The sequence below is a fragment of the Acinetobacter sp. BY419 genome, from assembly GCF_019038395.1.
Lineage (GTDB): Bacteria > Pseudomonadota > Gammaproteobacteria > Pseudomonadales > Moraxellaceae > Acinetobacter.
On the sequence record NZ_JAGFXZ010000017.1, the window covers coordinates 14,875 to 26,622 of the forward strand.

At 44.8% G+C, this 11,748-nt stretch carries 9 protein-coding genes; 6 read left to right on the forward strand and 3 right to left on the reverse strand.

Features of this window, described 5'->3' with window-relative positions; genetic code table 11:
• Positions 1 to 305: 305 nt before the first annotated feature.
• A complete protein-coding gene (locus tag KUG37_RS08255; RefSeq protein WP_216935486.1) occupies positions 306 to 2,054 on the reverse strand; it encodes a SulP family inorganic anion transporter in 1,749 nt (582 codons plus the stop codon).
• 218 nt (positions 2,055 to 2,272) lie between these two features.
• On the reverse strand, positions 2,273 to 2,590 hold the full coding sequence (locus KUG37_RS08260; protein WP_216935485.1) for a helix-turn-helix transcriptional regulator: 318 nt from the start codon (positions 2,588 to 2,590) through the stop codon (positions 2,273 to 2,275).
• 281 nt (positions 2,591 to 2,871) lie between these two features.
• Between KUG37_RS08260 and cysK the strand changes: the two genes are divergently transcribed.
• The 4 genes from cysK to KUG37_RS08280 all read left to right on the forward strand — a co-directional run bounded on the left by cysK (position 2,872) and on the right by KUG37_RS08280 (position 7,433).
• Positions 2,872 to 3,870, forward strand: a complete 999-nt coding sequence (gene cysK / locus KUG37_RS08265; protein ID WP_216935483.1) for a cysteine synthase A — start codon at positions 2,872 to 2,874, stop codon at positions 3,868 to 3,870.
• 182 nt (positions 3,871 to 4,052) lie between these two features.
• Entirely contained in the window at positions 4,053 to 6,755 is a 2,703-nt protein-coding gene (locus KUG37_RS08270) for a heavy metal translocating P-type ATPase (RefSeq protein WP_216935507.1), read from the forward strand.
• A complete protein-coding gene (gene cueR / locus KUG37_RS08275) occupies positions 6,752 to 7,159 on the forward strand; it encodes a Cu(I)-responsive transcriptional regulator (RefSeq protein ID WP_216935482.1) in 408 nt (135 codons plus the stop codon). Before KUG37_RS08270 ends, cueR begins: the two co-directional genes overlap by 4 nt.
• Before the next feature lie 79 nt (positions 7,160 to 7,238).
• A complete protein-coding gene (locus KUG37_RS08280) occupies positions 7,239 to 7,433 on the forward strand; it encodes a heavy-metal-associated domain-containing protein (protein ID WP_216935481.1) in 195 nt (64 codons plus the stop codon).
• Positions 7,434 to 7,517: 84 nt separating this feature from the next.
• Here the strand turns inward: KUG37_RS08280 and KUG37_RS08285 are convergent, their stop codons facing one another.
• Positions 7,518 to 8,132 carry a TetR/AcrR family transcriptional regulator gene (locus KUG37_RS08285; RefSeq protein WP_216935480.1) on the reverse strand — a complete coding sequence of 205 codons (615 nt, stop codon included), beginning with the start codon at positions 8,130 to 8,132 and terminating at the stop codon, positions 7,518 to 7,520.
• Positions 8,133 to 8,632: 500 nt separating this feature from the next.
• On the opposite strand from KUG37_RS08285, the gene KUG37_RS08290 reads away from it, so the two are divergent.
• Together KUG37_RS08290 and KUG37_RS08295 are read left to right on the forward strand one after the other, a co-directional pair.
• On the forward strand, positions 8,633 to 10,414 hold the full coding sequence (locus KUG37_RS08290) for an acyl-CoA dehydrogenase C-terminal domain-containing protein (protein ID WP_216935479.1): 1,782 nt from the start codon (positions 8,633 to 8,635) through the stop codon (positions 10,412 to 10,414).
• Positions 10,415 to 10,492: 78 nt separating this feature from the next.
• Positions 10,493 to 11,668, forward strand: a complete 1,176-nt coding sequence (locus KUG37_RS08295) for a thiolase family protein (RefSeq protein ID WP_216935505.1) — start codon at positions 10,493 to 10,495, stop codon at positions 11,666 to 11,668.
• The last annotated feature ends 80 nt before the right edge of the window (positions 11,669 to 11,748 follow it).

An 11,748-nucleotide genomic window follows, 5' to 3' on the forward strand; every position in this document is an offset into this window, starting at 1 on the left:
AGGGCTAAATTTGGGAAAAAGTTGCGCTATTTTATACTTAATTTAAACACGGCTTAAAATATATTTTTATATAAAAACCAAATTATTGATATTATTGACTTATTCCCACATTAACCAAATTAAATGAATGCTTTTATTTAAGAAAAACTTCTTAAACCGATGAATAAAACATCTCTTTAAAAATTACATTCATGAAATAAATATCAAGGTTAAACAGATAAATTCAAATTATATTTGAAAATTTAGAAAAGATTGAACTCATGACCGCTTTGCATTGCCGGGCATGAGTTTGAGTCAATCCAGTTCTAAATCCTATAATCTTTATGTTCCTCAAAGATCTCTGGCGCCAAGTCCCGAATCGCCTGAAAATGAGTCAGATAAATGCGACCGCTGAGATGCGTCATCAATCTGGAGGCTTGTAGCTTGTCCATCACCGGACCTTTGACTTCTGCAAAATGCAGGCGAATATCCAGTTTGGCCAGTTCCGCATTTAAATCTTCCAGCATTTCCAGGGCACTGAGATCAATCGCGCTGATGCTGGAACAGTTTATAATCACATGTTGCAGCTTGTCATTCAGGCTGATCTGATTGATCAGATAGCCTTTGAAGCTATTGGCATTGAGAAAGGTCAGATTCTCATCAATCCGTAGTGACAGTACCCGATCGGAGGTGCTGACCTGATGACGCTGAATATTCCGAAAATGCTGGGTGCCTTCGACCAGACCCACGACCGCAATGTGGGGCCGGCTGATCCGCCATAACATCAGCACAAAGGTCGACACGATTCCAATAAGCAAACCGGTCGAAATATCAATCAGTACCACGCCCAGAAAGGTAATCCACATGGCAAGGCCATCTGCCTTGGAATAACGCCAGGCATCAAAAAATGGCTGGAAATTAACCAGTTTCCAAATGGAGACAATAATTGTGGCGGCCAGAATCGTCAACGGCAGATCTTCAAAAAATCCGGTAAAGAACAGGCTGACGAAAATAATCAGAATCGAAGATAAAACACCGGCCATGGGTGATTTGGCACCGGCATCAGCATTGACCACTGTTCGCGACAGGCTGCCCGTTACCGGAAAAGCTGAACTCACGCCTGCACTGATATTGGCCAAGCCGAGTGCGATCAGTTCCTGATTACTGTTTAAATGACTGCGTTGCTGCAAGGCTGTAGCTTGAGCAATCGAAAGTGATTCAACAAAACTGATCATGGCGATCATGCTGGCACCGGGTAACAAGGTCATGACCAGTTCCCAGTTCCAGTGTGGAAAAGACAAGGGCGGAAAACCGGACGGAATTGCACCGACCGTTTTAATGCCTTGACCCTTTAAATTCAGAAATACAATCGCCGCAATACCGAGACACACCAGAATGAGGGGCACAGCCCGTACCAGAAAATCTGTAGGTCCGATCCGGCTTTGCACCGCCTGAGATTTTAACAGCTTGGGCAGATAGATCAGCAGACCCATAGAGAGCAGGCCAAAAATCAGGCTAGGCAAGTGCAGTAGCGGGAAGTATTGCAACAAACTGCTGGCAAACTCCGGAATGTTATTGGCTTTTAAGGGGAGGTCAACCAAGAACTTGAATTGACCAAAAGCAATTAATAATGCTGAAGCAATAATAAAGCTTTGGATTACCGGATGACTGATTAACTGGATCAGAAAACCAAAACGGAATAATCCTAAAAACAGGGAAATAATGCCGACCATGAGTGCCAATAAGGTCGCCGCTTCTATATAGACAGGTGAGCCGACTTCAAACAATGGATTGAGCGTAGCAAAAGTCATCATGGAAATAATGGCTACCGGACCAATCGATAAAGTCGAACTGCCACCAAGCAGGGCATAAATGATCATCGGCAGGATGCTGGCATATAAACCCATGATCGGCGGCAATCCTGCCAGCATGGCATAGGCCATCCCTTGAGGCACCAGCATCGCCACGACAATCAGGGCAGCAAGCACGTCAGATTTAAATTTGACCGGCGTATAGTGGCTTAACCATGCCCAGGCAGGCAGTCTATGCAGAAGTTTAGACTTGGAATTTGGCATAAAAAGGTCTAAATCACAAATATAGATATATTATGCACAAATTCTGCTAAGAAATCTTAGCTGATCAGAATTTGTGATGATTCATGTTTAAAATAAATCATCTGGGCAAGTCACGTGTCATTTTAAAAATTCATGATCGTGATCTTAGCGGTGTGGAGATCGATCTCCATAAGCGTTCGAACAAGCTAATTTTAATAACTGAAGCAATTAAATATCCGTTATTTAGTCGGATTCCCGCAATACAATTGATATAGGGTATTTAAGACCACAACCAAGTTTTGATCTTTAATTGAATAATAAATCTGTTTGCCATCGCGTCGGGTATTTACCACATCACTTTTGCGCAGCATCATCAGCTGTTGCGAAAGCGTGGGCTGTTTAATCTCAGTCATTTCTTCAATTTGTGAAACATTCAGTTCTGCTTGAGACAGATGACATAAAATGAGAAGACGATCGGTATTGGCCAGAGATTTTAAAATTCCGACGACCTGTTCTGCTGAATCGCGCATAGTCGTGATTTCAAAATCGGTTTTCATTCAATATGTCCATTATAAAGTTACAGCCCGCTAATTATACGGGTCTCAGCCCGTAATACATTGCTAAAAACAATTAAGTTTTATGGTTTTTAATGAATTGAATTATCAATTAAAATTATATTTTAAATATTGATAGATAAGATAAATTTATTGCATAGTGCAGACCGTATTTTAGTTCACATTCATTCAATGAAGTGCAAGTTTCATCAAGTATCTACAAAGCTCAAAAATGCTTGTATGATGTTTAAATGACTTGAACCAATAACATCAGGGATATCCTCATGAGTACAGATTCAGCTTTTCCAGTTCCGAATAATCTAGGTATAGCGGTTTATAGTAATAATGCAGACGCGATTGGAAATACACCGCTAGTTCGTATTAATCGTGTGATTTCCGGTCCGGCCACTGTACTTGCGAAAATTGAAAGCCGTAATCCGGCATTTTCTGTCAAGTGTCGTATTGGTGCAGCAATGATTAATGATGCGGAGAAATCAGGAAAACTTAAACCGGGTATGCACATCGTGGAACCCACCAGTGGCAATACCGGTATTGCATTGGCTTTTGTCGCGGCAGCCAAGGGTTATGATATTACCTTGACCATGCCTTCGAGTATGAGTATGGAACGCCGTAAGGTTGTAAAAGCATTGGGCGCTAATCTGGTCTTGACCGATCCGGCCAAAGGCATGAAAGGTGCGATTGAAGAAGCCGAGCGGTTGCTGAACGAGAACCCTGAAAAGTATTTCCTGCCACAACAGTTTGAAAATCCGGCCAACCCTAAAATTCATGAAGAAACGACAGGTCCAGAAATCTGGGAAGCAACTGCGGGCAATGTCGATATTCTGGTGGCAGGTGTCGGAACCGGTGGAACTATAACAGGTGTTTCGCGCTACTTTGAGCAAGTTAAAAATAAGCCTTTATATTCTGTTGCAGTAGAGCCTGCTGAATCTGCAATTATTGGCCAGGCAAAACGCGGTGAAACGCTAACGCCTGGACCCCACAAAATTCAGGGGATTGGTGCTAACTTTATTCCGGGCAATCTGGATCTGGATCTGGTTGATGAAGTCATTGCCATTAATAGTGCAGAGGCAATCGAGTGGGCACGTAAAACTGCAGCTCAGGAAGGTATCTTGGTCGGTATTTCAAGTGGTGCGGCCATGGCGGCTGCGGCACAAATGGCTGCGCGCCCTGAAAATGCCGGTAAAAATATTGTGGTGATTTTGCCAGATGGCGGGGAACGCTACCTGTCTTCGGTTCTGTTTGAAGATATTTCTGCCGAATAAAATTGATTTATTCAAGATTTTAAACACTGCTATAAAAGCCCGAAGTCATCTTCGGGCTTTTATTTGGTTTTATTTAATCGCAATTCCACTTTATGTTCCCTAAAATATTCAAATGAAAGACTTGACCTTACTATGATGGGAATGTTTAAGCTATAGCATCGGCAGTGAGTTGATGTATGGAGATGGGCGTGGCAGAACAAGACAGCATCCAGTTATATGAACAGCAGGTGCAGATTGACGGTATGACCTGTGCATCCTGTGTGGCTCGGGTCGAAAAAGCCTTGAAAAAAATTGAGGGCGTGGTCGAGGCATCTGTCAACCTGTCAACTGAAAAAGCGTTTATCAAAAGCCAGCAGCCGATTGCTGCCGCTACACTGGTGCAAGCAATCGAAAAAACCGGTTTTGCAGTACCAACTCAACAGTTTGACTTGAATGTTGAAGGCATGACCTGTGCATCTTGTGTGGCTCGCGTGGAAAAAGCCCTAAAGAAAGTAGAGGGTGTACTGGATGCACAGGTGAATCTGGCCACTGAAAAGGCGCATGTGAGCGCGATCAACTCTGTGCCATTGTACCGGCTGACTCAGGCGGTACAGAAAGCCGGTTTTGATATTCAGACTGACCGGATTGAACTTGCAATTGAAGGCATGACTTGTGCTTCATGTGTGGCACGGGTTGAAAAAGCCTTATTGAAAGTAGAGGGTGTCAGCGAAGCGCAGGTCAATCTGGCCACTGAAACTGCTTGGGTAAAAGCCTCCTATTCCCAGATTCCGGCATTGATTGCTGCTGTGGAGAAAGCCGGTTATCAGGCCACAGTAAAATCAAATATGCAGTTGGCGGCAGATAGCCATGAGGCTTTCCAGGAAAAGAAAGCTTCTGAAACCGCGCAACTGAAACGGGATCTGTGGCTTGCTCTTATTCTGGCAGTTCCTGTGTTTATTCTGGAAATGGGTTCACATCTGATTCCGGCTTTTCATCATTTTATTGCGCATACGCTCGGAACCCAGAACAGCTGGTATCTGCAGTTTGTGCTGACCACCTTGGTGCTGATTATTCCGGGCCGGCGTTTTTATCAGCATGGTATTCCGGCTTTATTACGTTTGGCACCGGATATGAACTCTTTGGTCGCAGTTGGAACGATCGCAGCTTACGGTTTTTCCTGTATTGCGACCTTTTTCCCGCAGCTGTTACCCCAGTCCACCGTACATGTGTATTTTGAAGCGGCAGCCGTCATTGTTACGCTGATCTTATTGGGACGTTATCTGGAAGCCAAAGCTAAAGGTAAAACTTCGGAAGCGATTCAGTATCTGGTTGGTTTGCAGCCAAAAACAGCACGGGTACAACAGAATGGCAACTGGGTTGATCTGGCGATTGCTGATGTGCAGCAAGGTATGCTGATAGAAATCCGCCCGGGTGAAAAAGTTGCTGTCGATGGTGAAGTGGTTGCCGGGCAAAGTTATATTGATGAAGCGATGATTAGCGGTGAGCCCGTACCTGTTGCCAAACAGGCCGGGGATTTGGTCGTTGGTGGTACCGTGAACCAGAATGGAACCTTGCAAATCAAGGCCACTGCAGTCGGACAGGATTCGGTGCTGGCGCAGATTATTCAGATGGTGGAACAGGCACAAGGCTCGAAACTACCGATTCAGGCCGTGGTCGATAAAGTGACTTTATGGTTTGTGCCGGCTGTTATAGCACTGGCGGTCTTGACCTTTATCGTCTGGTTCCTGTTCGGACCTGAGCCCAATTTGACCTATGCATTGGTCAACGCCGTGGCAGTGCTGATTATTGCCTGCCCATGTGCCATGGGACTGGCGACTCCTACCTCGATTATGGTTGGAACAGGCCGAGCCGCTGAACTTGGCGTGCTGTTCCGTAAGGGCGAGGCTTTACAGTTATTGCAACAAACCAAAGTCGTCGCGCTGGATAAAACCGGAACCTTGACTGAAGGAAAACCACTGCTGACGGACTTTGAGGTCACAGCAGATTTTAATCAGCAGACTGTATTGCAGCTGGTCGCTTCGGTAGAAGCCAAGTCAGAACATCCGATTGCCCATGCCATTGTTCAGGCGGCTCATGAGCAACAACTGGAACTGAGTGAAGTCACCGATTTTGACTCGATCACCGGCGCAGGGGTCAAAGCACAGGTATCTGGCCACCAGCTGCATATTGGTGCAGAACGTCTGATGCGGGACTTGGGTTTAAATGTCGATCTGTTTAGGTTTACTGCACAAAAACTCGGTGATCAGGGTCGCAGTCCCCTATATGTGGCGATTAATCAAAATCTGGCTGCGATTATTGCAGTAGCGGACCCGATTAAGCCAAGCACCTATAGTGCGATTCAGGCCTTGCATGAGCAGGGTCTTAAAGTGGCGATGATTACGGGAGATAACCAGCATACCGCGCAGGCCATTGCCAGACAGCTGAAAATTGATCAGGTGATTGCGGAAGTTTTGCCGCATGAAAAAGTGGATGCAGTACGTCAACTGCAGCAGCAATATGGCGTACTTACTTTTGTCGGGGACGGGATTAATGATGCTCCGGCACTGGCACAGGCCGATGTTGGTATGGCGATTGGGACTGGCACCGATGTCGCGATTGAGGCAGCCGATGTGGTGTTGATGTCAGGTAACTTACAGCATGTAGCCATCGGTATTGGCTTGAGTCAGGCCACCATGCACAATATCCGGCAGAACCTGTTCTGGGCCTTTGTCTATAATATTGCTTTAATTCCGATTGCCGCCGGTGTGCTCTATCCATTCTGGGGCATCTTGTTGTCGCCGATGTTTGCCGCAGGCGCGATGGCATTGTCCTCCGTGTTTGTCGTCAGCAATGCCTTAAGGTTAAAAGCCTATCAACCGGTACAGTTTAAGGAGTCAGTTCAATGAATATTGGTCAGGCGGCCAAACGTTCCGGCATCTCTGCAAAAATGATACGTTATTATGAAGATATTGGTTTGTTGTCCGCTCCGAAACGCAGTGATGCAGGCTATCGGGTTTATACTGAGGCGGATATTAAAACCTTAAGTTTTATTCAGCATGCACGCGAACTCGGCTTTTCTTCAGAGCAGATGAAAGAACTACTCGGTCTGTGGCTGAACAGCTCACGTCAGAGCAGTGAAGTTAAACAGCTGGCACAAAAACATATCCAGTTTTTACAACAGAAAATTGCCGATATGCAGCATATGCTGATGATATTAGAGCAATCGGTTGAGCAGTGTGCCGGCAATCAACAGTCTGATTGCCAGATTTTAAAACAGATTGAACAGGGTGTCGTACCTGAGCAGCACTGACATCATGTGTAATTAAAGTCAGACTAAATACAGTCTGCCAAATCACATTAATTTTTGAAGCGATCCTATGGAGCTAAATATGAAATTCCGTATTGAAAACATGACCTGCGGTGGCTGTGCACGCAGTGTTACTGCGACGATTAAAGATCTGGATGAAAATGCCATTGTGAATATTGATGTAGCCACCAAGCTGGTCGACGTTGAATCGACAGCCAGTGAGTCCGAGATTGTCTCGGCTTTGACCGAAGATGGTTTCCCGCCTGTTGCAGCCTGATCTTATTCTATTAAGGCAGCACAAAATGATGGTATGAAATCATAGAAATAGATAAAAATGCCTGATTGAATCAGGCATTTCTTATTATAGGGATGATACTGATGAGATTTTATCCGGGGTCATCAGCGCCTGATTAATATACAGTTTAATCAGGCGTTCGCGCGACCCAATTGCCTTTTGATAATTGGTCGAATTTAATAATAGCGAAGCACCATAGGTTACTGTCCAGATATAAGACAAATAATCCCGAATCGACATGGCACTTTCTAGAGCAACCAGATAATCATGGGTGATGTCTTTAATCCGGATAATCCGTTCTTCACGAATCCGATAAAGCTCCTGAAATAAATCTTTCAGATTCTTTTCATTATTGGTTAAACGCTCTTCAATCACATGCAGCAGGATGGTGCGATTTGAATTGAGCATGTGATAGAGCATATATTGCGAAACATAATTTTTAATATCGTTATTATGCTTTTTTGATATTTCTAAAATTCTTTTCTCATTCAGAATAATCAGTTCTAAATATAACTGGTTCTTGCTTTTAAAATGTTTGTAAATGGTTCCTTTCGCGATGTCCAGTTCACTGGCAAGCTCACTCAGGGTAATGTCCTGATTATTATCCAATAGCAGGCTTTCTGCCATGCTCAGGATCTTCTCTTTACGAAGAAGGAAGTTCTGTTGTCTTACAGTCGTCATCTTCTTGGTCCATGCTTTTCGAAAAAGAACCCCTCAAGAATATTCAATTTTGCATGCGATAGCTATAAAACTAAGGTCGTGATATTTATCTCATTTTGTATATTTATGCAGCAACTAATGACAAAGAAAAATATATAGAGTGGGAGGCTGAAAATATTGTCAAGAAAACTGAACCCTAGAGATCAACTTTACTAAATAAAATTCCATTTTCAGCATAATTATTTTATTGTTTCAGCGCATCATGCGAAATCACTTGACTGTTTTAAGCTCATGTTCATCATGGTTTAATACAGAAAGTAGATCAATATTAAGCTGGCATATTCAGTCAATCATACTGAACATGCCAGCTTAATTTTGAATGCACTTTTTGAATCTGTTTATATAGATTCACTGCTGAATGAATTTGATATCAAGATTTTGTAGTTATCTGTTTCGATTCTAATGAAAATTAGAAAATACCTGTTCACAGGATTGAGTCCCACCCTTTAAGGAATTAGAAAATGCCGATTTATAATGCGCCGCTAAAAGACATGGAATTTATTTTAAATGATGTGTTCCAGGCTGAACAATTTTGGCAAGGTAATGAAAATCTTGCACATTTAGATATGGCAACTGCAAATGCAATTCTGGAAGAGATGGCCAAATTTTCCAAGAATGTCATTCTTGACCTGAATCGCTCTGCAGATGAAGAAGGTGGTGCTCAGTTTAAAAATGGTGAAGTGACCACACCGGCAGGCTTTAAAGCTGCCTTTAAACAGTTTGCTGAAGGTGGCTGGGTAGGTTTAGGTGCCAGTGAAGAATGGGGCGGGCAAAACATGCCCAAAATGCTCACCGTTCTGGCTGATGAAATGATCTGGAGTACCAATCCATCGTTTATACTTTACCCGCTATTAACCGTGGGTGCAGGTATGGCGATCAATGATCGTGCTTCACCGGAACAGAAAGAAACCTATTTACCAAAATTCTATACGGGCGAATGGTCTGGCACCATGTGTCTGACTGAGCCGCATGCCGGTACTGATCTTGGCATTATCAAGACCAAAGCCGAACCCAATGAAGACGGCAGCTATAACATTAGCGGTACCAAAATTTTCATTACCAGCGGTGAACATGACCTGAGTGAAAATATCATTCATCTGGTTCTGGCGAAAACACCAAATGCACCAGCCGGTTCCCGCGGTATTTCCCTGTTTATTGTGCCGAAATTTCTGGTGAATGCAGATGGTTCACTGGGTGAGCGTAATGCAGTATCTGCCGGTTCAATCGAACATAAAATGGGAATTAAAGGCTCAGCGACTTGTGTCATGAACTTTGATGGTGCCAAAGGCTATATGGTCGGTAACGAAAATGAAGGTCTGGCCGGCATGTTCGTGATGATGAACTACGAACGTCTGTCGATGGGAATTCAAGGCCTTGGCGCAGCAGAATTTGCTTATCAGAATGCGGCACAATATGCGACGGATCGTTTACAGGGGCGCGCCTCAACAGGAGCGAAATCACCAGAAAAACCAGCCGATTCGATTCTGGTGCATGGCGACGTACGCCGTATGTTGCTGAATGTGCGTGCCAACAATGAAGCTTCGCGTGCCTTTGCAGTATATGTCGGTCAACAGCTAGACATTACCAAATACTCGACCGATGCTGAAGCTGTGCGTAAAGCCACAGACCGTGTGGCCCTGTTAACCCCAATTGCCAAAGCTTACTTAACGGACAAAGCGCTGGATTCTGCACTGGAAGCGCAAATGTGCTTCGGCGGTCATGGCTATATCCGTGAATGGGGTATGGAACAGTGTATTCGTGACCTGCGCATTTCACAGATTTATGAGGGCACCAACGGCGTGCAGGCGATTGACCTGATTGGCCGTAAAACCACGAAATGTAAAGGGGCTTATATCGCAGAGTATATCGCGGAAATTCGTGAGTTTGCCCAAGGTCTGGATGATGCATTAGCGATTAAAGCTGCCACATTAGAGACCTGTCAGCAGCTGGAAGACATCACTACTTATATCGTGGAGCAGTCTCAACTGAATCCGGACTTTGCCAACTCGATTGCTGTCGATTATCTGCATGCAGTGGGTCTGCTCAGCTTTGTCTATATGTATGCGCGTATCAGCAAAGCTGCTGCAGCGAAAGACGATAGCTACTTCCAGAACAAACTGGTACTGGCGAACTACTATGTCGCCAAAGTTCTCCCGGATTTGAGTACTCGAATCCAGCGTATTCAAGCAGGTGCAGAACTGGTCATGCAACTACCTGAAGACTATTTCACTGCACAGGCATAAACCCGCAAGTATTGCGAAGGATAAACACTGCAGAGCTTCTGCTGTGCAGTGTTAAATAACAATGATGAAAAGGATGAGATTAGAATGATTGTAATTGTAGAAGCTGTACGTACCGCAATGGGCGGTTTTCAAGGCTCTCTTTCAAGCTGTACGGCGCCTGATTTGGGTGCTGTAGCGATCAAGGACGCTGTAGCTCGTGCAGGTCTGGCGCCTAGTGATATTGATGAAGTGATCATGGGCTGTGTACTGCCGGCAGGTTTAAAACAGGGGCCGGCACGTCAGGCCATGCGTCAGGCAGGTCTACCGGATTCAACCGGGGCGACCACGATCAATAAAATTTGTGGTTCAGGCATGAAAGCGGTGATGCAGGCAGCAGATGCAATCAAGGCCGGTTCGGCAGAGATTGTGGTTGCTGGTGGTATGGAGTCCATGTCAAATGCGCCGTATTTAATGGACAAGGCACGTGCCGGTTTCCGCATGGGGCATGGCAAAGTCATCGACCACATGTTCCAGGAAGGTCTGGAAGATGCAGAAACAGGTCTGTCGATGGGTATTCTTGCCCAGGAAATGGCTGATAAAAAAGGCTATACACGAGAACAGCAGGACGATTATGCGATTGGTTCATTAAACAAAGCGGTAACGGCTGTTCAGCAAGGTTTCTTTAAAGATGAAATCGTGCCAGTCACCGTCAGTAGCCGTAAGGGCGATGTGGTGGTTGAGCAGGATGAACAGCCTCTAAATGCCAAAGCTGACAAGATTCCAACCTTGCGTCCAGCCTTCAAAAAAGACGGGACCATTACCGCAGCAAATGCCAGTTCAATTTCAGACGGTGCTTCAGCACTGGTAGTGACCTCTAGTGAAATTGCTGCACAGCGTAACTTAAAGCCACTGGCTAATATTCTGGCTTATGCCAGCCATTCGCAGCATCCTTCGGAATTCACTATTGCACCTATCGGTGCGATTGAAAAAGTCCTGAAAAAAACTGGCTGGGATGCTCAGGACGTTGATCTTTGGGAAATTAACGAAGCTTTTGCTATGGTCACTATGTTAGCCATTGATGCCTTTAAACTCGATCCAGCAAAAGTAAACATCAATGGTGGTGCCTGTGCTTTAGGTCATCCACTCGGTTCTTCGGGTTCCCGTATTATTGTGACTTTAATTCATGCCTTAAAGCGTACCGGAGGCAAGAAAGGTATTGCCGCGCTATGCATCGGTGGCGGTGAAGCAACCGCAATTGCAGTAGAACTGCTCTAAGTTTAGTCATTCGCCCATGCTCGGGCAGCAAAATTAATTATTGATTCAGACGCTCATGCTCCTGGTTCGCCAGGAGCAAA

What these genes read in the sequence shown, in the direction of transcription:
- KUG37_RS08255 (WP_216935486.1), bottom strand. Translation starts at nt 2,054, where the DNA reads ATGCCAAATTCCAAGTCTAAACTTCTGCATAGACTGCCTGCCTGGGCA.
- KUG37_RS08260 (WP_216935485.1), bottom strand. Translation starts at nt 2,590, where the DNA reads ATGAAAACCGATTTTGAAATCACGACTATGCGCGATTCAGCAGAACAG.
- cysK (WP_216935483.1), top strand. Translation starts at nt 2,872, where the DNA reads ATGAGTACAGATTCAGCTTTTCCAGTTCCGAATAATCTAGGTATAGCG.
- KUG37_RS08270 (WP_216935507.1), top strand. Translation starts at nt 4,053, where the DNA reads ATGGGCGTGGCAGAACAAGACAGCATCCAGTTATATGAACAGCAGGTG.
- cueR (WP_216935482.1), top strand. Translation starts at nt 6,752, where the DNA reads ATGAATATTGGTCAGGCGGCCAAACGTTCCGGCATCTCTGCAAAAATG.
- KUG37_RS08280 (WP_216935481.1), top strand. Translation starts at nt 7,239, where the DNA reads ATGAAATTCCGTATTGAAAACATGACCTGCGGTGGCTGTGCACGCAGT.
- KUG37_RS08285 (WP_216935480.1), bottom strand. Translation starts at nt 8,132, where the DNA reads ATGACGACTGTAAGACAACAGAACTTCCTTCTTCGTAAAGAGAAGATC.
- KUG37_RS08290 (WP_216935479.1), top strand. Translation starts at nt 8,633, where the DNA reads ATGCCGATTTATAATGCGCCGCTAAAAGACATGGAATTTATTTTAAAT.